The organism is Paraburkholderia tropica (assembly GCF_914484835.1).
GTDB lineage: Bacteria > Pseudomonadota > Gammaproteobacteria > Burkholderiales > Burkholderiaceae > Paraburkholderia > Paraburkholderia tropica_A.
Window position 1 is genome coordinate 77,055 of the sequence record NZ_CAJZAR010000031.1, and the last position, 17,482, is coordinate 94,536.

Here is a 17,482-nt window from a genome sequence, read left to right on the forward strand (position 1 = left end):
CAGTCGCGTGCCCGCGCGCCTCATTTCATCGTGCTTTCCGTGTTGCCGATCGCCATGTCCCAGCCCGCCTCGTCGTCGTCCCGTGATTTCGCCGATAACGATCGACACGTGCTCACGCGCGTCGCGAACCGCATCGGCTATATCGAACTCGACCGCCCGCAGGCGCTCAACGCGCTGACGACCGCGATGGTCGACGCCATGCAGGACGCGCTCGACCACTGGCGCGACGATCCGAACGTGCTCGCGGTCGTCGTGCGCACGGCGCATCCGCGCGCGTTCTGCGCGGGCGGCGATATCCGCTTTCTCTACGAGTCGTATCGCGCGGGCGATCAGGCCGCGCTCGACACGTTCTTCATCGACGAATATCGGCTCGATCACGCGATCTTCAGCTATCCGAAGCCCTATATCGCGCTGCTCAACGGCGTCGTGATGGGCGGCGGCATGGGCATTTCGCAGGGCGCGCATCGCACGGGCGGCCTGCGCCTCGTCGGCGCGGCCACGCGCATGGCGATGCCCGAAACGCGCATCGGCCTGTTTCCCGATGTGGGCGTGAGCTGGATGCTCGCGCGCACGCCGGGCGCGCTCGGCCGCTACCTCGCCGTGACGGGCGAGACGATCGACGCGGCCAGCGCGCTCTATGCGGGGCTCGCCGATGTGTTTCTCGACGAATCCGCGTGGCCCGCGCTGCTCGACACCTTGCAGAGCGAGACTTTCGTGACGGGCGCCGAGGTGGTCGAGCGGATCCGGCGCGCGGCGCTGCCCGCGCAGGAGGCGCAGCGGCGGGCGGCGGAATCGGCGCTGGCGAGCGCGCGTGCCTGGATCGACCGGCATTTCTCGCAGCCGGACGTGGCCGCGATCCTTGCCTCGCTCGAAGCGGTCAAGGACGCGAACACCGAAGCAGGAAAGGGCGCCGAAAGCGAATGGGCCGAGCAGACGATCGGGGCGATGCGCGAGCGCTCGCCGTTATCGATGGCGGTCTCGCTGGAAGCGGTGTCGCGCGCCGAAGGGTCGATGGCCGACGTGCTGCGCCGCGATCTCGATCTGACGCGTTCGAGTTTCGCGCGCGGCGACGTGATGGAAGGCATCCGCGCGCGCATCATCGACAAGGACAATCATCCGCAGTGGCGTTTCGGGCGTATCGAGGACGTGCGGGCCGCGGAGGTGAACGCGATGTTCGAGAGCCCGTGGAGTGTGACGGATCATCCGTTGCGCGCGTTGCCGGATTGAGGCGAGCGCGCACGCAGCGTTGCCGTGAGACGCGCGCGCGTGAGGCGCCGCTGACTTCACATACGTCATATGGAGCAGGTAGGGCACGTAGGGCACTTAAGCCACGTGCGCCGGCGAGGCTCAGTCCTCGTCGGTTTCGCTCATGAAAGCGCGCATGAACACGAGCGCGCCCCATCCCCAGACCGCATTCGACGCAAAGCCGGTGGCGAGGCGCGGCAGCATGTTGCCGCTCGGCCAGATGCCGCGCAGCGGATCGATTGCGAACACCATCGCGGCGGTCAGCACGAGGCCGCCGAACACGAAGGCCTGCACCCACGGCGCGGGCCGCGACGGCGACACGCGCAGCAGCCACGCCATCAGGATCGCCCACAACGCGCTCAAGATCGCATTGACGAGGAACTCGGGCAGGCCGAGCGGCGCGAACGGCTCGGTCGAGAAGCCGGTGATGTCGACGACCTGCGCCGCGTGCAGCAGCGCGAGGGTGGCTTCGCGGAAGAACAGCGACGCGAGAAAGCCGGAGACGAACGGCAAAATCAGTTTTTGCATGTGAACGGGCGAGAGTGGCTGAGGCCGCGCGCGGCGCGCATGGGGCGCGCACCGGTGACGCCGGGCACGAATAAGGAACCCATAAGGAACCCGTAAGGGCGCGCCGGACGGCCTGAATCGTTGTCGCGCCATTATATCGGCGCGCGCCGCGCGTCCGTATGCCGCGTACGCTAAAGCGTCGCGTAAAGCACGAAAGTGGAAAACCTAAGCTCAAAAAAATCGTTCGCAACCCCAGGGCCGATCCCTAGACTGAGTTCCCATGTAGACGGCGCGGCCGTCGTAATCCCTTTCGACTCACGTCTCGAACGATTAGCAGGAGCTTCGCATGAATGTGTTCTGGTTCATCCCGACCCACGGTGACAGCCGCTATCTGGGCACCACCGCTGGCGCGCGCGCAACGGATCTCGCTTACTTCCAGCAGGTTGCGGTGGCGGCCGATTCGCTCGGCTACGAAGGCGTGCTGCTGCCGACGGGACGTTCGTGCGAAGACGCGTGGGTCGTGGCATCGAGCCTGATCGCGGCCACGCGGCGCCTGAAGTTTCTCGTCGCCGTGCGTCCGGGCCTGTCGTCGCCGGGGCTGGCGGCGCGCATGGCCGCCACGTTCGACCGTCTGTCGAACGGACGTCTGCTGATCAATGTGGTGACGGGCGGCGACACGGCCGAACTCGAAGGCGACGGTGTGTTCGTCGATCACGACACGCGCTATGAGATCACCGACGAATATCTGCATATCTGGCGCAAGCTGCTCGAAGCCTCGCATACCAATGAGGCGATCGATTTCGAGGGCAAGCATCTGCAATCGAAGGGCGGCAAGGCGCTTTATCCGCCGGTCCAGCATCCGCATCCGCCGCTGTGGTTCGGCGGCTCGTCGCCGGCCGCGCATGAGATCGCGGGCGAGCACATCGACACCTATCTGACGTGGGGCGAGCCGCCCGAGGCGGTCGCGAAGAAGATCGCCGACATTCGTGCGCGCGCAGCGGAGAAGGGCCGCACGATCCGCTTCGGCATTCGCCTGCACGTGATCGTGCGCGAGACCGAAGAGGAAGCGTGGGCGGCCGCCGACAAGCTCATCAGTCATCTCGACGACGAGACCGTGGCGCGCGCCCAGGCCGCGTTCGGCCGCATGGATTCGGAAGGGCAGCGCCGCATGGCCGCGCTGCACGGCGGCAAGCGCGGCTCGCGCAAGGAACTCGAGGTCTACCCGAACCTGTGGGCGGGCGTCGGCCTCGTGCGCGGCGGCGCGGGCACGGCGCTGGTCGGTAATCCCGAGCAGGTCGCGGCGCGCATGAAGGAGTATGCGGATCTCGGTATCGAGACCTTCATTCTTTCTGGTTACCCGCATCTTGAGGAATCCTACCGTTTCGCCGAGCTGGTGTTCCCGCTGCTGCCGGGCCGCCAGGCGAAGCAGGTGGACGGTCCGCTGTCGGGTCCGTTCGGCGAGGTCGTCGGCAATCACTATCTGCCGAAGGCGAGCCAGAGCTGAGGCTCGATTCCCGCGTGTTTGATCCGCGCCGCGCGGCGGCGCGATGCAACAAGGAGGCCCTTCCGATGACTCAATCTGCTGCAAGCGCCGCGGTTTCCGCGAGCGTGGCGCCGCGCGGCGCGCGCGCCAATACGGCGCTGCTGCGCAAGGCGTTCGCGCGGCTCGCGCCGTGGCTCCTGCCGCTCGCGATCCTCGCGGCCTGGGAACTGGCCGCGCGCGTCGGCGTGCTGTCGACGCGCGTGCTGCCCGAACCGCTCGCCGTCGTGAAGGCCGCATGGTCGCTGATCGAGTCGGGCGAGATGTGGCAGGACGTGCGCGTGAGCACGTGGCGCGCGGTCTCGGGTTTCGCGATCGGCGGCGGCATCGGGCTCGCGCTCGGGCTGGCCACGGGCTTGTTCAAGCCGGTCGAAACCGCGCTCGATTCGACCATCCAGATGATCCGCAACATTCCCGCGCTCGCGATGATTCCGCTCGTGATCCTCTGGTTCGGCATCGAAGAGGAAGCGAAGGTGTTTCTCGTCGCGCTGGGCGTGTTCTTTCCGGTGTACGTGAACACGTTTCATGGCATCCGCTCGGTCGACCAGAATCTCGTCGAGATGGCGCGCAGTTATGGCCTCAAGGGTTTCGCGCTGTATCGCGAAGTGATTCTGCCCGGCGCGCTGCCGTCGATTCTCGTCGGCGTGCGCTTCGCGCTCGGCCTGATGTGGGTCACGCTGATCGTCGCCGAAACCATTTCCGCGCAGTCGGGCATCGGCTACATGACGATGAACGCGCGTGAGTTCCTGCAAACCGATGTGGTGGTGGTCGGCATTCTGCTCTACGCGGCGCTCGGCAAGCTCGCCGACTGGCTCGCCAAATGGCTCGAGCGCGTGGCGCTGCGCTGGCACCCCGCCTATCAACGAGGAAGCGACGCATGAACGCAAGTACCTTGACGTCCGGTCTGAGCGGTATCGCGGGCCGCGATCTCGAAGCGGAGATCGAACAGCCGCGCGTGCAGGCGCGCGAGGCGAACGAAACGACGCGTGAATTGGCGCGTCACCATGAGCGAGAAGCCGTGGCGACGGCGCGCACGCAGGCGCAGCCGCATGATCCGTCGGTCGAACTGCGCGGCGTGGGCAAGCGCTACGGCGATCGCGTCGTGCTCGACGATTTCAATCTCTCCATCGAGCGCGGCAGCTTTGTCGCGATCGTGGGCCGCAGCGGTTGCGGCAAGTCCACGCTGCTGCGCCTCGTCGCCGGACTGGAGCAGCCCGACGCGGGCCAGCTGACGCGCCGCGGCGAAGCGGGCGCGGCGCTCGACACGCGCATCATGTTTCAGGACGCGCGCCTGCTGCCGTGGAAGACGGTGCTGCAGAACGTGATGCTGGGCCTCGGGCGCGGCGCTCGCGACGATGCCCGCGCGGTGCTCGACGAAGTCGGCCTGCTCGCGCGCGCCGACGAATGGCCGGCGCGGCTGTCGGGCGGTCAGCGTCAGCGTGTGGCGCTGGCGCGCGCGCTGGTGCATCGGCCGAGCCTGCTGCTGCTCGACGAGCCGCTCGGCGCGCTCGACGCGCTCACGCGCATCGAAATGCACGCGCTGATCGAGCGTCTGTGGCGCGAACATCGCTTCACGGCGCTGCTGGTCACGCACGACGTGCACGAAGCCGTGGCGCTTGGCGACCGCATTTTGCTGGTCGAGCAGGGGCGTATCGCGCTCGATCAGACCGTGCCGCTCGAACGTCCGCGTGCCCGCGCCGATGCGCGCTTCGCGGCGCTCGAGGAAAGCGTGCTGCAACGCGTGCTCGGCAGCACGCCGGGCGCGGCGGCGCAGACGCCGCATGCGAACACGCGGCCGTTCGGACTGCATCCGACCGATGTGCGCTGGGCGCTTTGATCGCTTTGCATCCGCTGAATCCGTTGAATTTGTCGAGTCTTTCGAATCGTTTGAACCTCAACCCCCCGTCTTTTCAGAACGAACTTTTGGAGTCGAACTCATGAGCATTTCCGCCATCAACGTGCGCAACCAGTTTCGCGGCAAAGTGAAGGAAATCATTCGCGGATCCGTGGTGTCCGAAGTCGACGTCGACACGCCGTTCGGCGTGGTGACCTCGGTGATCACGACGCGCTCGATCGACGAACTCGACCTCAAGGTGGGCTCGGAAGTCGTCGCGCTGGTGAAGTCGACGGAGGTGTCGATCGCGCGTCTTTGAACGATCGGTGTACGACCTGTGAGCAACCCGTGAGCAACCCGTGAGCGCCCCGCGCGGGCGTCCGTGCGGCGGCGCCCCGTCGAGGCGGAAGTGCTAGGATGGATCGGCCAGCCACGACGGAGAACGATCATGGAGCCGAAGGGCATCGACATGGGCGACTACGAGGAGCGCTACAACGGCTACGACATCGAAGTGGCCGTCGAGCAGATTCTCACGGGCGTGAAGGCGCACTATCGCGTGCTCAAGGACGGCGCCGTGCGCCAGGATTGGCAGCTTGTCCATATCGAGCGGCTCTGGCCGACCGAGCATGCCGCCGCCGAAGCGGGTTTCGCCGCCGCGCGCGCCTGGATCGATAGCGGGGCCGCGGCGTAACGGCGTCCGCCGATCTCTCGATTTCCCGATCGCACAAAGCGGACGCGCAAAAAAATGCCGCGCCCGCAGGACGGGCACGGCCGAGAAGAAGTCAGGGCGACCAGCAACGCGAGCGATACTGGGGAGAGGGCCCTTGCCTTCGATCAGGCTAAAAAGTACCAAAACGTCGGTTCGCTGTATATAGGCAGATATTTCGAATCATTACTATCGGCGAGTCTTGGCCGATTGATCGTGGGCGCCTGTCTAGCTGTCTATCTTTCTGGCTGACGGGCGAATTCCGGCTTGCCGTGCTCCGATGCCGCACAGCGACTAAGATGGGCTGATCTGACGGAGAGAGCCGCCCATGTGCACGAACTACGCCGCCGCGCGCCGTGATCGACTGTTTCGGCATTTCGGCGTCGAGCCGCCAGACAGCCCGTGGCGCGACGAGATCTACAAGGACTATGCCGCGCCGATCATCCGCCGTATCGACGGCACGGCGCAGGCGAGTCTCGCGACCTTCGGCATGGTGCCGCGCAAGCATATTCCGCCCGGCGTGCGCGTATTCGACACGATGAACGCGCGCTCGGAATCCGTGGGAGAAAAGCGCTCGTTCAGCGGGGCTTGGAAGCGGCTGCAACTGTGTCTCGTGCCTTGCGAGGCGTTTTTCGAGCCGAACTACGAGAGCGGCAAGGCGGTGCGCTGGCGCATCGGTCTTGCATCGGGTGAGCTGTTCGCGATCGCGGGTCTCTGGCGCGAATGGGAGGAAGAGACGGGCAAGGTGTTTTCGTTCACGATGCTCACGGTCAATGCCGATCCGCATCCGCTGTTGAGTCGCTTTCACAAGCCCGGTGATGAAAAGCGCGCAGTCGTGATCGTGCCGCCGGGCGAGTATGAAAACTGGTTGGGAAGCCGCTCGATGGACGAGGCGCGGTCGTTTTTTACGCTTTATCCCGCGCAGTCGATGATGGCTGAACCGTTTCCTGCGCCGCCGCGTGTGGCGAAATCGGATGAGGGCGGGGTGGATTTGAAATCCGAAGCTGGTCTTGGCGACGCGGCTTCACACTGATGGGATAGGGCGTAGGCGCCGCGGTGTTTTCAGCTCTTGCCGTGGCGCTTAATCAATATTTGCTTAGTATGGCGAATAAAACTGCGCAGAGTGTGCTGAAGATGGCGCACCGAAATGCCTTGAGATCCGGACGACAGATGCACTCCGTGCAGCATCGTGAACTGCTGTTGTCGGCCATCGCTATGCCGCTACGCAGGAGGATGACATGGCGGTGAATGTACTGAACGCTGCCTCTAGCCTTCTCGAGTGTTTCTGTCACGGCGCTGTGGTTAAATCCCTCGCGCTTTCGCCGAGAGAGTCGATAAAGCAGGCGAGTTCGGCCGAAATATCACAAGAATCATTACTAATCGCCGGGGAGAGGATGGAGAGGATTGACCAGATGGGAACGGCCTACGAGGCGTGGGTTACTGCCCGCGAAAAGGTGGCAAAGGAACTGCCGCCGCTGATCCTTGAAAACCCGAATGACGATTTGATACGTGCATTGATCGCGCAGGAGGTTGTCGCTCATCGGCACTTCATTGCTGCGCGCGATCAGAAAAACGGCGCGTAAGCTGCGTGTGGAGCGCGCTCAGCGGTGACTTTGCGCGCGACGCGGAAGAGGTCATGCAAGTGCGCGAGCTCGTCCAGGCAAGTAGTTGAGATGCCGCCCGGAAACTTAGCGGGCGAATGCTGGCACGTTTCGCCGCAACCTTTGTTGATTTGCTCGCGTCGACAAATACCCTCGGTGGAGACGGCCTGTCATTTGTCGTCGAGTGAACGCAAAAAAGCCCGCAACGGTGTGCGGGCGCAATTCCGAATTTCGAGTCTTAAAAGCAAAAAGCCCAGTTCGATGAACTGGGCTTTTTGCTTGAATTCTTTGGGGTGGCTGATGGGACTCGAACCCACGACGACAGGAATCACAATCCTGGACTCTACCAACTGAGCTACAGCCACCACTGTTACTGCTTTCCTGCTAGCGCTGCTTTGTGAGCGGCGTCAATCAAGAAGCAAGATTATATACATACCCTAATGGGCTTGCCTAGCCCCTTTATTCAAATATTTTCAGAAGAAAGTTCGACGGAGGCGTCGAGCGGGGCGCGCAGATGCGAACGCGCCTCTTCGAAGATCGCGAGATCGCCTTTCTGCAGCTTGCGGCTGTCCGACAAAATGCGGCGCCAGCCGCGCGCACCCGCTTCGCCGCGATAGAGGCCGAGCGCGTGACGCACGATCGCGCCGAGATACGTACCGCGCTTCAACTCCGCCGCGCAATACTCGATGAGCTTCGCTTCGACTTCGTCGCGCGTCAGTGCCGGACCGCTCGCGCCGTAGAAGCGCGCATCGACATCCGCGAGCACGTAGGGGTTGTGATACGCCTCGCGGCCAAGCATCACGCCATCCACGTGTTCGAGATGCGTCGCCACTTCATCGAGCGTCTTGATGCCGCCATTGATGATGATTTCGAGATTCGGGAAGTCGCGCTTCAGGCGGTACGCGTAGTCGTACTTGAGCGGCGGGATTTCGCGGTTCTCCTTCGGGCTCAGGCCCTTGAGGATCGCGTTGCGCGCGTGGACGATGAACACCTCGCAGCCCGCGTCGGCGATGGTGCCGACGAAATCGCGCACGAATGCGTAGTCCTCGACTGCGTCCACGCCGATGCGGTGCTTGACCGTCACCGGCACCGACACCGCGTCGCGCATCGCCTTCACGCAATCGGCCACGAGCTGCGGCTCGTTCATCAGGCAGGCGCCGAACGCGCCGCGCTGCACGCGCTCCGACGGGCAGCCGCAGTTCAGATTGATCTCGTCGTAACCCCATTGCTCGCCGAGCTTCGCCGCACGCGCGAGGTCGTCGGGTTCGCTGCCGCCGAGTTGCAGCGCGACCGGCGCCTCGTCGGGCGTGAAGGCGAGGTGGCGCGGCACGTCGCCGTGGAGCAGGGCGCCGGTCGTCACCATCTCTGTATACAGCCACGTGTGCCGGGAAATGAATCGATGCAGCGAGCGGCAATGGCGGTCGGTCCAGTCCATCATCGGCGCCACGGACACGCGACGAGGTGTTGATTTCATTGAATTTTGTTGGCTATTCATAGACTTACAGGCGATTCTAGGTTGCGTGATTCGCGCTGCAAATCCGCGTTTTTTGCTGGTTTTTACCCCGAAGTGCTACGATGTTGCACCGGAAAACTTGATGTAGCACTGGGGAAGCAATGGGGACAATTTCGTCGCGCGCGCGCGCGGATGGAAGTATAGGCTACACCGCCCAGATTCGTTTGAAGGAGCGGGGTGTCGTAGTGTTTACGGAAGCCAGGACGTTTGACCGCCGCCCGGCCGCACAAGCTTGGCTCGACAAGCGCGAGCGAGAGCTTGCGCAACCGGGCGCGCGCGAATCGGTGAAGCAGGAGGATCCGCCGCTGGGTGACGTGATCGATCGCTATATCCGGGAATCGAAGCGCGATCTGGGGAGGACCAAGAAGCAGGTACTCGGCGCGATAAAGGCGGCGCCAATAGGCGAGTTGCGCTGTAGTCAGCTCAAGAGCCAGTCCTACGTGACCTTCGCGCAGAATCTAGAGGTGCAGCCTCAGACGGTCGAAAACTATTTGTCGCACCTAAGTCCCGTGGTAACGATCGCGCGGCCCGCGTGGGGCTATCCGATCGACGAGAAAGAGTTTGCTGACGCGCGCGTCGTTTTGAAGCGGCTGGGGCAGGTGGGGAAGTCCAAGCAGAGGGATCGCCGACCCACGGCGGATGAACTGGATCGAATTTTGCGCCACTACGCGGATATGGAACAGCGCGAGCGTGCGGAGATTCCGATGCAAAAAATTATCGTGTTCGCGATGTTCTCGACGCGCAGGCAGGAAGAAATTACAACCATCGAATGGCGCGACTACGAGCGCGACCGGGTACTTGTGCGCGACATGAAACACCCCGGGCAAAAAGTTGGCAACGATACGTGGTGCGACTTGCCAACTGAGGCTGCGCGCGTGATCGAGGCGATGCCCAAGGGAAGCGGCCCGATATTCCCCTTCAACCACCGGTCGATATCAGCGAGCTTTACTCGGGCGTGCAGCTTTCTGGCGATCGAGGATTTGCACTTCCACGATCTGCGTCATGAGGGAACCAGCCGACTCTTTGAAATGGGGTTGAACATTCCGCACGTGGCGGCCGTCACCGGCCATCGCACATGGAATTCGCTGAAGCGGTATACCCACCTTCGCCAAACGGGCGATAGGTGGGCGAAATGGAAGTGGCTTGACATTATTGCGCCACTTCAAGAGCACAGCTGAGTGCACTCCTTGACGGCCGCCGCGCGGCGGTCGTCAATGTACTTGGCGAGATCTTCAACGTGCACGCCCTTTGCGCCCTTTTGGGATGCTTCCATTCGCACAAGCGGCAGTCTGATTTCGCCAGCGGAAATTTTGCGCTGGAGCGTCGGAGACGTGAGCGGCGCAAAATAGTCACGGCAAACTACGTCGAGTGGAATCACAGCTTTTGCGCCGTACTGAGCGAGAAGCAAAAAGGTCGTGTTCATTTTGTGTCCCTCGTGGTGCGATCTGTTCTTGCGGCTGCGGCCTGTAAGGCGGCGAGGATTTCGGCGCCGCGAAATTTATAGGCCTGGCGAGTGGGAGCGTCACCAGCGACGCACCAGAGTTCATCCATTCGCCCGCGCGAACTGAGCGCCTTGAACGATTCGACTTCACCAGCTGCCTCAGCACTGCCAAGGGCTGATTGAACGATGCGCGAAACGGTGCGCATGGCAACGATGATTCGTTTCTTCGGAAGCGGGCCTGTTGTGCGAAGAAACTCAACGATGTCTGCGCGCAAAATGGCAAGGTCGCGGACCTGTTGCGTCTTCCCGTTTCGCGTCGCCGGGCTGTAGCGCCGCTTTTCAGTGCTCGCCATCGTGGTCACCTTCTATGGGAGCGCGGTTACCTTCGTTGCTCGCGTGCGCGCGGTCGAGGCGCTCGATCTCGGCAAGGATCAGTGCGCCTGCTTTGATGAGGTCGCGTCGCGGTGTGGTCGGCTTCCACCACGCCGGATCCCACGGCCAAAAAGCTGGCATGAACCGTTTCCCGGTGCGGAGCGGGACTGCTGCATTCAGTGCATATTGCGATGCGGCGCGCGCCATTTCGCCGGCGCTATGTTGATCGTCATGCGCTGGAGTCCAACCTTCTTCGCTGACCTGCCGCGTGCGCTCGGCGAGCACATCGCGCGCGGCGGCGGTGAGGCGCTCGCGATTCGCTGTGCCCGGCTTGAGCGGCATCTGCATCCAGTGAGTGACAGCCGGTCCGAGATGCTCAATAAACTCTCCTTGCTCGTCTTGCCAACGCTCGGAGGCTTCAAAGTGATCGCCGGAAGCGAGGCAGCCGATTCCGGTCCAGCGCCCGTTATGCAAAAGGACGTAGGCATCGAAGGGCGGAAGCCGGTCATTAACGCTGATCCACGATGCTCCCGCGCCTTCGGAGAGAGCTGCGCAAAGCTCGTGCATCGTCTGGTTCATTTTTTCCGTATTCATCGTTTTCTCGCTTCAGCTGTATTGCGTGCAGAACAAGACCGGCATGTTGAATCGGCCGCCGTCGGTGAGTGCGTAGAGGTCGTACAGATTTCCGTTGATCAGTCCGCGCGGTCGCTCGTTTTCATCGCAATCCCACATCCACATGCGCATCGTATTGGGGTCGAGCTCACCCCATTCGATCTCTTCGCCGTCGTCGTCCAGTGCGGCGCCGTCGACAACGGACTCAATGCCGGTGCCGCACTGGCCCTGATCAGCCAGAATCTGTTGCCACGACTCGGCCACAAAGATTTCCGACGTTTCTCCAATCCAGAAAAAGCGTGGCGTTTTCATTTCGGGTTATCCACAGGCAAGGGCCGCACGTGGCCGGTTTTGAGGTTGACGAACGCCCCGCACCAGCTGATGCGGCCGTGCCGGAAAAGCTCCCACAGGATCGCGAGGGCGGGTGTGACGATCGCCTGATTGATGAAAAGCTCCTGTCGCGCGAGTGCTTCGGCCAGGCCGCAACTCGGCGTGTCGTCCTCGGGTAGCGACGTGTCGATCAGTTCGGGCAGTACGTCATACGGCCAACGAAGCGGGGCGCTGTCTTTCGCAAGCCCAACGTTTTCGCTCATGCCGAGAATCACCTGCCCGTCGCTCGCGCGATTGCCTAGATCCATCACGTAGGCGCCCGCGCGTCGCAGCCACTTCGCCATTGCCGCGCGCGCCGCGATGCTGTCGACGCACAGCACGACGAGATCAAGGCCGCCTCGGATGAGTTCATCCGGGCCGGCGTGAATCGGGCGTGCGCACCAGTCGAGCCCAAAGAACGCATTGAGGCGGTGGACGAGCACGCAGCTTTTGTGTTGACCGACGTCTGCAGGGCTGAACATCTGGCGGCCGATATTCGACTCGCTGACCGTATCCCCGTCGAACGCGGTGACGTGCAGCCCGGAATGGCCGAGGTTGACGAGCGCGTGATTCAGGCGCGCGAGCCCCGTCAGCATTTGCGAGCCATTGCCGCCGCAACCTACCAGCGCGACATTGACTCGGCCGCGCGAGTCGAGGAATCCGGGCGGCGTGACGTGGAATGCGCCGCTCATGCAGCGCCTCGCGCGGCTTGGCCGATTTTCGCAGCGCACTCCGTCACAGCGCGGCGCACTGCACGTCGGCGCTGCGTGGTTTCGTCATCGTCCTTGCCGACGTAAACCTCGTCGAAAGCGAATTGGCGGGTCGCCGGGTCACTGCCGCCGCCACCCGCTGCGATGTGCATCGAAAAGTGCGTGACGTCGATGCGCAGAATTGACGAGAGTTCCGCCATGTCCGCGTCACGGTTGATCGGGTCGAAGAAGCGCCATGATCGGGCGCCGACTGCGCGCACGTGGATCGCTTCGACGTCTCGCACCCGATGGCGCCGGTGTTCAAATTTCGCGGCGCTGGCCGCGAGCTCGATCAGGGTCAAGAGATCCATTCCCTCAAGCCTCCGGCTGCTTGAAGATCGCGGACGCGGGCACTTTCAACGGAATGAACATGCCGAGCACGCAGAGCCGGAACGCGACGTCGGGTGCGCATCCATCGCCGAGGCTGCCGAACACGCCGGAAATCTTCACCTCGCCGGCGTCGTCGACGTCATCCGTTGCGCTGAAAAAGGCCGAACCGTTCCCGTGGCTGTGGAGGTCGATAGCGAGGCTCTCGTGCTCGGCGAGCGCCGGGCGCTCGAAGGTGATCGAGCCGGGCGTCGCGCTCGTAGCGAGGAGGGGCCGATACTGCAGCTTCTGCTTTTCAGCGTCCCAGACGATCCAGGCTGCGTATTCGTTAGGGAGCGCCGCGCGCGCTTCGGCCGCGAATGCCTGCAGCTCCTGCAGTGCGCTTCCAAGGCGGCCGAACGCGAACTCGACCTTCTCTTCCACCGTGCCATAGGGCGGCACCGGGCCCGCGGTGGGGATCGCACCGTCGCGCGTCCACGCGAGACGCTGGATGATGTGCAGCCACGGGCGGCGGATTTCCACGAAAACGCCTTCGGCCGTCATCAGGAACCGGTGGCCGATTTCCTTAAGGGCGGCAAACTTCGCGTGCTTCGGCACGGCTACCGTTGGCGCGCTGTCGAAGAGTGCGACATCGAGGTGCAGCTGCTCGTCATCCTCGGATGCCGCGATCGCGCGCGGTTTGGCGCGTGCGATTTCGTCGGTGACGCCCTTCGAGAATTGGTCGAGCGCTGCCGCAATGTTTTGCAGTCCTGCGTGTGCGGCGGTTTGGAATGCGTTGAGCAGTTGTTCCATGTTGGTCAGTCCTCGGTCGAGATGGTTTTGACGACGTCGGCGAGCGTGCACTTGGCGTCGATCAGTTGATGGAGAGGGAACGGCGAGCCGTCGAGCAGTTGCTTCCAGAGCCGCACGGCGCCGCCGCGGCCTTTGATCAGCTTGTCGGCGTTCGCATGCGTAAACCGGCTGCGGAAAAAGGCGTCCTCATACGGCTTGATGCTGTCGCTGTTGAGCGTGTCGGGAGTGACGACGTTGCCGACGCAGATGCGTCCGTCCTCCCACACGTTGAAATACGGTGCGCGGTAGAGCGCGGTTTGCGCGTCCGGACGGGCGTTATCGCGAAGCGCAAAGACGGACCAGTTACCGCGCGTCGCGGCGAACACCAGTGGAGGGTGCTGGCAGTCGCCCGACGCGTTACCGAGTTCGCCTGCATGCTGAAACCACACCCGGCGCGTGCACGCGGGCACCCACCAGACAAGCATGTTCGGTGCTAAATAGACGACGCGCTCGTGCACGAAACCGCGATAGCTGGTGCGGCGCGCTGCGAGATCTGCAAATTCTGCGAGCGCTTCCAGCGTGAGTGGGACGCCCGGCAGCAACGCAGGGCGATCGTCGACCACGCGTACAGCGTGCTGTGTTGCGTATACAGCGCCGTTGGCGCGGGCGCGATAGAACAGCAGCGCGGCGTCGATTTCGAGATCCGTGTCGGACTCGCACGCAATCTGGACGTCATTCATGCGAACACCCGTACGAGAGCGCGAGGTTGGATGAAGTCGCGGGAACCGAGAAGCTCCAGCACACGTTCGGCGGCGCGCGCGAGCAACGCGGCGGAGTGCATCTTTTGGAGCCACTCGCGCAGTGACGAGTGTCCTGAATCGTCGTTGAGGCGGATCGGCGTCACGCTCGCGGCTTCAATGTAGTCGCCTTCATAGGCGAAGCGCGCATAGTCATCGATCACGCGGCCGGTCGAGTCGTCGTCGGACCAGCGAACGATCAGCGTGAAGTCGACCAGGTCCGCACCAAGGTCGCGAGCTGACAGGTCAGGGAACGGACCGCAGAAGGTCAACGCCGTCCACAATTCGTCCATTGCGTCGACGAGCTCACTCGCGAAGTGATCGCCTCGCGCTACGCGATTTACCTGTGCTCGCGTCAGGACGCGTTGCGGATTGCCCGCCCACTCGGGCATCGTGCCGAACAGATCCTTGTGGCTGACGAATTCGTGATCGGTCAATATCTCTTCGCGCGTGCAGTCGTAGACGGCCTGCAATTCCTCAAGCGCATCTTCCTCAGTTGCGCAGCCTTGCCAGTAGGCGTACTTGCCCATGTCTATCATCTTGCTGGTGGTGCAGACGAGCGGCAGCATGTCGAGCACGTCATACAGCGCGGCGAGAATTGTTTGACCGAGGCCCGTACGCAAACCCTCAAGCCATTCGACCGCGGGCCCGACGCATACGATCGGGCCGCTGACCGGCCCATTCTTCGTGGTGATCAGTGCCCACGCGGTCGCGTGCTTGATCGCGTCTTGCGACCTCCAGTGGAAGTTGTTCGAGCTCCGGTTCTCTTCGATCCGAAGGTTCCACTGGAACAGCGAGAGCCGATCCGCCACTTCGCGCCAATGGCGGTTGAGTGCCTTGGTGCAGAGCGTCATCGTCGACGCGGGGCGCCGCGCGACATCGGCGTCGTTGATGAGGCCGTCGTCGAGCATCGCCAGCGCGAGTGGGCGCAGGAACGAGTCGGCAGCCGGCACGGTGTAGCGCGTCGGAATGCCTTCAAGATTGGGTAGCGCGAGAGCCTGATTGGTCATGGCAGCACCGGCATCTGGTTGTGAGGCAGTTGCATGCGGGTTCTGCGCGCGCGCTGAGTCGCCAGTCGATAAAGCTTCTCAGTATTGGGGTCGCGTGCGACTGCAGGAGCGAGCGTCGTGGCGCTCACTTCGCCGGGCGCGTGCCCCTCAAGTTCGGCGCGGAGTTGATCGAGCGTCATCGCGTCAGCCTGCGTAACGCGCATGCAGCGCTTTGATGAACGCAATTTCCTCGTCGAGCAGCGGGCACACGTGCGCACTCGCGATCTGATCGAGTTCGTCGAGATATGCGCGGATCGGCTGCGGAACAATGCTTCCTGCGGCGAGCACAGACTCAATCTGTGCGCGCGCGCCGAGCACCTGGTCCGTGCAACCCTTCGTGCCTACGGCGCGGCGGAACGTGTAGACGTTCCTGTTGCCTTTAACTTCGGGCCCCTCGATCTCCGCATTGACAATCTCGGGGTACGTGTTCGCGTAGAAGTCGCGGACCTGTTGCAGTGAGAAGTTCGGCGCAGGGTCGGTCAGGCGCGCCCCGTTGTAGACGAATTCGCGTGCGAGCGTTTCGATTTGCATGTTGGGCGCTCCTTAGAAAACGTCGAGGCCTTCGGATTGCGCGGGCGCTGCGGCGGGCTGTTCAACGGGCGGTTGCTCTTGCGTCGGCGATTCGGCGAGCGGCGGCGTGTCTTGCGCGGCCGGCTCGTCGATCCGCATTTGACGCGGATCGACTTCGGATGCGCCGGTGGCGTCGTCTCCGGATGCTTTTTCGCCTTCGGCTTTCTCGGCCCTCGGCGGGCGGCCGCCCTTGCGCTTGGAGCCGCCGGGTGCGGGAAGCGCAGGGGCAGCGGTGCCGTTGTTCGCGGCGCTTGCGGCACGCGCCTGATCGAGAACCGACGCAATGCTCGGTTCGTAGATCGACACGGCGTCGGCGAATTCGGCGTCGAGTTCTTCTGGGGTCGCGAGCAGAGAAAGCGGGTAGAGCGTCTTTTCGCCCTTGGCGTCGTCGTTGGCGCGCGGCATCACGTTCACGCGCAGCTGGTCGCCTTCGGCGGTGATCAGCAGGGTGAGCGTCGTTCGGCGCGCGAGCGGGTGCAGCGATGTGAACAGGGACATGTGGTCACCTCGTTTGGTTGGTGGAGCGGGGCGGGTTAGCTGTCGTAGTCGCCTGCGGCGCGCAATTTCGAGTCGGCGCGTGTCGCGGCGCGGCGGCGGTCGCGTTCTTCGCGAGCGCGTGCCGAGGTTTCGAGCGTCTGGACGATCTCCGGCCGCCGGATTGCGGCGTCAAAGTCGCCAGTCATCCTGAGCAGCTGCCATTCGGCGCGAAGCAAGTGCCGCGGGAGATGTCCTCGTTCCATGTTCGAACCTCAGGCGGATCGTTCGGCGTGCTGCGGTTGTACGGGCGCGGCCTCGGGGTCCAGCGCAACCTGAATCGCGGAGAGCGCAACGAGTGCGATCGGCGCGATGATCCAGATCAGCCAGAGGGGCATGGTCTTTTGCGGTTTGCCGGTCATGCCGCCCCCGGGCGTGACGCGCGGGAGCGCGCGACATTTGCCGTAAAGAAGCCGGTGACAGCGGCGATGAAGAGTTGCGCGCGATCGTTGGCATCGTCGGCGCGCGAGTGCGCGTCGGCGAATGCCGCCGCAGACGTGATGCGTGCCTCGATCGTGGCCGGGGTCAGCCGCTTGTCGTTGATGTGCGTGGTCGTCATCGCTCAGGCTCCGCAGAGCGGTGCGATGGACGCGGCCAGCATGTAGAGCACGGCCAGCACGGCGAACGCATGCCAGTCGCGCTTGAACGGCCAGCCGTTCGCGAGTTTTTCGAGTTGCTCGAGCGTCATCGCGTTACTCGGCGATGCGCACGACTTCGGTCACGTGGGTGCAGCCCGTGACGCGCATCGCGAGTTGAGCGGCGCTGACAGCGTCAGCGGCCTGGAGCTGGACGAACGGCGTGACCGGGCTCGGCTCGTCGCCCTTCATCAGGTAGAAACAACGGTAGCTGCGCATGTGTCCTCCGTAGTGGATGGACGCATGTTAGTAAAAACTAAACTGAAAGTAAAGTAAAAACTAAACCGAGGGCGCAGACGTGCAAACGCCC

The 17,482-nt window shown here is 63.4% G+C and carries 28 protein-coding genes and 1 tRNA gene; 9 read left to right on the forward strand and 20 right to left on the reverse strand.

The genetic code is table 11. The features are described from left to right. Positions 1 to 54 precede the first annotated feature (54 nt). Positions 55 to 1,227 carry an enoyl-CoA hydratase/isomerase family protein gene (locus LDO54_RS04465; protein ID WP_224007002.1) on the forward strand — a complete coding sequence of 391 codons (1,173 nt, stop codon included), beginning with the start codon at positions 55 to 57 and terminating at the stop codon, positions 1,225 to 1,227. Between the two features lie 120 nt (positions 1,228 to 1,347). Here the strand turns inward: LDO54_RS04465 and LDO54_RS04470 are convergent, their stop codons facing one another. After that, complete coding sequence (locus tag LDO54_RS04470) at positions 1,348 to 1,773, reverse strand: hypothetical protein (protein WP_224007006.1); 426 nt, start codon at positions 1,771 to 1,773, stop codon at positions 1,348 to 1,350. A 325-nt stretch (positions 1,774 to 2,098) separates the two neighbouring features. On the opposite strand from LDO54_RS04470, the gene ssuD reads away from it, so the two are divergent. The 7 genes from ssuD (at position 2,099) to LDO54_RS04505 (ending at position 7,415) form a co-directional block, all read left to right on the forward strand. After that, positions 2,099 to 3,256: an FMNH2-dependent alkanesulfonate monooxygenase gene (gene ssuD, locus LDO54_RS04475; protein WP_224007009.1), complete on the forward strand. Its 1,158-nt coding sequence runs from the start codon at positions 2,099 to 2,101 to the stop codon at positions 3,254 to 3,256. A gap of 65 nt (positions 3,257 to 3,321) precedes the next feature. Continuing rightward, positions 3,322 to 4,173, forward strand: a complete 852-nt coding sequence (ssuC, locus tag LDO54_RS04480) for an aliphatic sulfonate ABC transporter permease SsuC (RefSeq protein ID WP_224007012.1) — start codon at positions 3,322 to 3,324, stop codon at positions 4,171 to 4,173. Further along, positions 4,170 to 5,129 (forward strand): ATP-binding cassette domain-containing protein, encoded by a 960-nt coding sequence (locus LDO54_RS04485; protein ID WP_224007015.1) that lies wholly within the window; start codon positions 4,170 to 4,172, stop codon positions 5,127 to 5,129. Before ssuC ends, LDO54_RS04485 begins: the two co-directional genes overlap by 4 nt. 100 nt (positions 5,130 to 5,229) lie before the next feature. Next, the gene (locus LDO54_RS04490) at positions 5,230 to 5,445 is read left to right on the forward strand and encodes a TOBE domain-containing protein (protein WP_224007018.1); all 216 of its coding nucleotides are present in this window, start codon (positions 5,230 to 5,232) and stop codon (positions 5,443 to 5,445) included. A gap of 129 nt (positions 5,446 to 5,574) precedes the next feature. After that, positions 5,575 to 5,817 (forward strand): hypothetical protein, encoded by a 243-nt coding sequence (locus LDO54_RS04495; RefSeq protein WP_224007021.1) that lies wholly within the window; start codon positions 5,575 to 5,577, stop codon positions 5,815 to 5,817. A gap of 343 nt (positions 5,818 to 6,160) precedes the next feature. Further along, the gene (locus tag LDO54_RS04500) at positions 6,161 to 6,865 is read left to right on the forward strand and encodes an SOS response-associated peptidase (protein ID WP_224007024.1); all 705 of its coding nucleotides are present in this window, start codon (positions 6,161 to 6,163) and stop codon (positions 6,863 to 6,865) included. A 205-nt stretch (positions 6,866 to 7,070) separates the two neighbouring features. Next, entirely contained in the window at positions 7,071 to 7,415 is a 345-nt protein-coding gene (locus LDO54_RS04505) for a hypothetical protein (RefSeq protein WP_224007027.1), read from the forward strand. Between the two features lie 307 nt (positions 7,416 to 7,722). Here LDO54_RS04505 and LDO54_RS04510 read toward each other — a convergent pair. Together LDO54_RS04510 and dusA are read right to left on the reverse strand one after the other, a co-directional pair. Further along, positions 7,723 to 7,798: transfer RNA gene (locus LDO54_RS04510), tRNA-His, on the reverse strand. A 98-nt stretch (positions 7,799 to 7,896) separates the two neighbouring features. Continuing rightward, complete coding sequence (gene dusA, locus LDO54_RS04515) at positions 7,897 to 8,928, reverse strand: tRNA dihydrouridine(20/20a) synthase DusA (RefSeq protein ID WP_290371062.1); 1,032 nt, start codon at positions 8,926 to 8,928, stop codon at positions 7,897 to 7,899. 119 nt (positions 8,929 to 9,047) lie between these two features. Between dusA and LDO54_RS04520 the strand changes: the two genes are divergently transcribed. Further along, positions 9,048 to 10,124 carry a site-specific integrase gene (locus LDO54_RS04520; RefSeq protein WP_224007033.1) on the forward strand — a complete coding sequence of 359 codons (1,077 nt, stop codon included), beginning with the start codon at positions 9,048 to 9,050 and terminating at the stop codon, positions 10,122 to 10,124. Here the strand turns inward: LDO54_RS04520 and LDO54_RS04525 are convergent. From LDO54_RS04525 to LDO54_RS04600, 17 genes are read right to left on the reverse strand one after another with little or no spacing between them, the layout of a single operon-like run. Then, a complete protein-coding gene (locus LDO54_RS04525; RefSeq protein WP_183038197.1) occupies positions 10,109 to 10,369 on the reverse strand; it encodes a pyocin activator PrtN family protein in 261 nt (86 codons plus the stop codon). The two genes, LDO54_RS04520 and LDO54_RS04525, sit on opposite strands and share 16 nt — an antisense overlap. Further along, positions 10,366 to 10,740, reverse strand: a complete 375-nt coding sequence (locus LDO54_RS04530) for a hypothetical protein (RefSeq protein ID WP_224007037.1) — start codon at positions 10,738 to 10,740, stop codon at positions 10,366 to 10,368. Before LDO54_RS04530 ends, LDO54_RS04525 begins: the two co-directional genes overlap by 4 nt. After that, positions 10,727 to 11,353 (reverse strand): DUF551 domain-containing protein, encoded by a 627-nt coding sequence (locus tag LDO54_RS04535; RefSeq protein ID WP_224007040.1) that lies wholly within the window; start codon positions 11,351 to 11,353, stop codon positions 10,727 to 10,729. Before LDO54_RS04535 ends, LDO54_RS04530 begins: the two co-directional genes overlap by 14 nt. A gap of 12 nt (positions 11,354 to 11,365) precedes the next feature. After that, positions 11,366 to 11,683 (reverse strand): hypothetical protein, encoded by a 318-nt coding sequence (locus LDO54_RS04540; protein ID WP_224007043.1) that lies wholly within the window; start codon positions 11,681 to 11,683, stop codon positions 11,366 to 11,368. Further along, positions 11,680 to 12,432 (reverse strand): PRTRC system ThiF family protein, encoded by a 753-nt coding sequence (locus LDO54_RS04545; protein ID WP_224007046.1) that lies wholly within the window; start codon positions 12,430 to 12,432, stop codon positions 11,680 to 11,682. Before LDO54_RS04545 ends, LDO54_RS04540 begins: the two co-directional genes overlap by 4 nt. Next, complete coding sequence (locus tag LDO54_RS04550; RefSeq protein WP_224007049.1) at positions 12,429 to 12,800, reverse strand: hypothetical protein; 372 nt, start codon at positions 12,798 to 12,800, stop codon at positions 12,429 to 12,431. Before LDO54_RS04550 ends, LDO54_RS04545 begins: the two co-directional genes overlap by 4 nt. Before the next feature lie 4 nt (positions 12,801 to 12,804). Then, the gene (locus tag LDO54_RS04555; RefSeq protein WP_224007052.1) at positions 12,805 to 13,608 is read right to left on the reverse strand and encodes a PRTRC system protein A; all 804 of its coding nucleotides are present in this window, start codon (positions 13,606 to 13,608) and stop codon (positions 12,805 to 12,807) included. A gap of 5 nt (positions 13,609 to 13,613) precedes the next feature. Further along, positions 13,614 to 14,327 (reverse strand): PRTRC system protein B, encoded by a 714-nt coding sequence (locus tag LDO54_RS04560; protein WP_224007055.1) that lies wholly within the window; start codon positions 14,325 to 14,327, stop codon positions 13,614 to 13,616. Beyond that, entirely contained in the window at positions 14,324 to 15,394 is a 1,071-nt protein-coding gene (locus LDO54_RS04565; protein ID WP_224007058.1) for a PRTRC system protein F, read from the reverse strand. The genes LDO54_RS04560 and LDO54_RS04565 overlap by 4 nt, the downstream gene beginning before the upstream one ends. Beyond that, positions 15,391 to 15,573: a hypothetical protein gene (locus tag LDO54_RS04570; RefSeq protein WP_224007060.1), complete on the reverse strand. Its 183-nt coding sequence runs from the start codon at positions 15,571 to 15,573 to the stop codon at positions 15,391 to 15,393. Before LDO54_RS04570 ends, LDO54_RS04565 begins: the two co-directional genes overlap by 4 nt. Positions 15,574 to 15,577: 4 nt before the next feature. Next, positions 15,578 to 15,964 carry a PRTRC system protein C gene (locus tag LDO54_RS04575; RefSeq protein WP_224007063.1) on the reverse strand — a complete coding sequence of 129 codons (387 nt, stop codon included), beginning with the start codon at positions 15,962 to 15,964 and terminating at the stop codon, positions 15,578 to 15,580. A gap of 12 nt (positions 15,965 to 15,976) precedes the next feature. Then, positions 15,977 to 16,501, reverse strand: coding sequence for a PRTRC system protein E (locus LDO54_RS04580; protein ID WP_224007066.1), 525 nt, complete (start codon positions 16,499 to 16,501; stop codon positions 15,977 to 15,979). Between the two features lie 35 nt (positions 16,502 to 16,536). Next, positions 16,537 to 16,743, reverse strand: a complete 207-nt coding sequence (locus LDO54_RS04585) for a hypothetical protein (protein WP_224007069.1) — start codon at positions 16,741 to 16,743, stop codon at positions 16,537 to 16,539. 9 nt (positions 16,744 to 16,752) lie between these two features. After that, a complete protein-coding gene (locus tag LDO54_RS04590) occupies positions 16,753 to 16,899 on the reverse strand; it encodes a hypothetical protein (protein ID WP_224007072.1) in 147 nt (48 codons plus the stop codon). Continuing rightward, a complete protein-coding gene (locus LDO54_RS04595; RefSeq protein ID WP_224007076.1) occupies positions 16,896 to 17,096 on the reverse strand; it encodes a hypothetical protein in 201 nt (66 codons plus the stop codon). Before LDO54_RS04595 ends, LDO54_RS04590 begins: the two co-directional genes overlap by 4 nt. Before the next feature lie 3 nt (positions 17,097 to 17,099). Beyond that, complete coding sequence (locus LDO54_RS38875; protein ID WP_290371063.1) at positions 17,100 to 17,225, reverse strand: hypothetical protein; 126 nt, start codon at positions 17,223 to 17,225, stop codon at positions 17,100 to 17,102. 4 nt (positions 17,226 to 17,229) lie between these two features. Continuing rightward, positions 17,230 to 17,391, reverse strand: coding sequence for a hypothetical protein (locus LDO54_RS04600; RefSeq protein ID WP_224007079.1), 162 nt, complete (start codon positions 17,389 to 17,391; stop codon positions 17,230 to 17,232). Positions 17,392 to 17,482: the final 91 nt, after the last annotated feature.

Bases quoted from the DNA above. Each gene is read 5' to 3' on its own strand.
- dusA (WP_290371062.1), bottom strand. From the start codon at position 8,928: ATGAATAGCCAACAAAATTCAATGAAATCAACACCTCGTCGCGTGTCC.
- LDO54_RS04465 (WP_224007002.1), top strand. From the start codon at position 55: ATGTCCCAGCCCGCCTCGTCGTCGTCCCGTGATTTCGCCGATAACGAT.
- LDO54_RS04545 (WP_224007046.1), bottom strand. From the start codon at position 12,432: ATGAGCGGCGCATTCCACGTCACGCCGCCCGGATTCCTCGACTCGCGC.
- LDO54_RS04535 (WP_224007040.1), bottom strand. From the start codon at position 11,353: ATGAATACGGAAAAAATGAACCAGACGATGCACGAGCTTTGCGCAGCT.
- LDO54_RS04495 (WP_224007021.1), top strand. From the start codon at position 5,575: ATGGAGCCGAAGGGCATCGACATGGGCGACTACGAGGAGCGCTACAAC.
- LDO54_RS04600 (WP_224007079.1), bottom strand. From the start codon at position 17,391: ATGCGCAGCTACCGTTGTTTCTACCTGATGAAGGGCGACGAGCCGAGC.
- LDO54_RS04505 (WP_224007027.1), top strand. From the start codon at position 7,071: ATGGCGGTGAATGTACTGAACGCTGCCTCTAGCCTTCTCGAGTGTTTC.
- LDO54_RS04485 (WP_224007015.1), top strand. From the start codon at position 4,170: ATGAACGCAAGTACCTTGACGTCCGGTCTGAGCGGTATCGCGGGCCGC.
- LDO54_RS04565 (WP_224007058.1), bottom strand. From the start codon at position 15,394: ATGACCAATCAGGCTCTCGCGCTACCCAATCTTGAAGGCATTCCGACG.
- LDO54_RS04575 (WP_224007063.1), bottom strand. From the start codon at position 15,964: ATGCAAATCGAAACGCTCGCACGCGAATTCGTCTACAACGGGGCGCGC.
- LDO54_RS04520 (WP_224007033.1), top strand. From the start codon at position 9,048: ATGGGGACAATTTCGTCGCGCGCGCGCGCGGATGGAAGTATAGGCTAC.
- LDO54_RS04590 (WP_224007072.1), bottom strand. From the start codon at position 16,899: ATGACCGGCAAACCGCAAAAGACCATGCCCCTCTGGCTGATCTGGATC.
- LDO54_RS04525 (WP_183038197.1), bottom strand. From the start codon at position 10,369: ATGAACACGACCTTTTTGCTTCTCGCTCAGTACGGCGCAAAAGCTGTG.
- LDO54_RS04550 (WP_224007049.1), bottom strand. From the start codon at position 12,800: ATGGATCTCTTGACCCTGATCGAGCTCGCGGCCAGCGCCGCGAAATTT.
- LDO54_RS04470 (WP_224007006.1), bottom strand. From the start codon at position 1,773: ATGCAAAAACTGATTTTGCCGTTCGTCTCCGGCTTTCTCGCGTCGCTG.
- ssuC (WP_224007012.1), top strand. From the start codon at position 3,322: ATGACTCAATCTGCTGCAAGCGCCGCGGTTTCCGCGAGCGTGGCGCCG.
- LDO54_RS04540 (WP_224007043.1), bottom strand. From the start codon at position 11,683: ATGAAAACGCCACGCTTTTTCTGGATTGGAGAAACGTCGGAAATCTTT.
- ssuD (WP_224007009.1), top strand. From the start codon at position 2,099: ATGAATGTGTTCTGGTTCATCCCGACCCACGGTGACAGCCGCTATCTG.
- LDO54_RS04595 (WP_224007076.1), bottom strand. From the start codon at position 17,096: ATGACGACCACGCACATCAACGACAAGCGGCTGACCCCGGCCACGATC.
- LDO54_RS04530 (WP_224007037.1), bottom strand. From the start codon at position 10,740: ATGGCGAGCACTGAAAAGCGGCGCTACAGCCCGGCGACGCGAAACGGG.
- LDO54_RS04490 (WP_224007018.1), top strand. From the start codon at position 5,230: ATGAGCATTTCCGCCATCAACGTGCGCAACCAGTTTCGCGGCAAAGTG.
- LDO54_RS04570 (WP_224007060.1), bottom strand. From the start codon at position 15,573: ATGACGCTCGATCAACTCCGCGCCGAACTTGAGGGGCACGCGCCCGGC.
- LDO54_RS04555 (WP_224007052.1), bottom strand. From the start codon at position 13,608: ATGGAACAACTGCTCAACGCATTCCAAACCGCCGCACACGCAGGACTG.
- LDO54_RS04580 (WP_224007066.1), bottom strand. From the start codon at position 16,501: ATGTCCCTGTTCACATCGCTGCACCCGCTCGCGCGCCGAACGACGCTC.
- LDO54_RS38875 (WP_290371063.1), bottom strand. From the start codon at position 17,225: ATGACGCTCGAGCAACTCGAAAAACTCGCGAACGGCTGGCCGTTCAAG.
- LDO54_RS04560 (WP_224007055.1), bottom strand. From the start codon at position 14,327: ATGAATGACGTCCAGATTGCGTGCGAGTCCGACACGGATCTCGAAATC.
- LDO54_RS04585 (WP_224007069.1), bottom strand. From the start codon at position 16,743: ATGGAACGAGGACATCTCCCGCGGCACTTGCTTCGCGCCGAATGGCAG.
- LDO54_RS04500 (WP_224007024.1), top strand. From the start codon at position 6,161: ATGTGCACGAACTACGCCGCCGCGCGCCGTGATCGACTGTTTCGGCAT.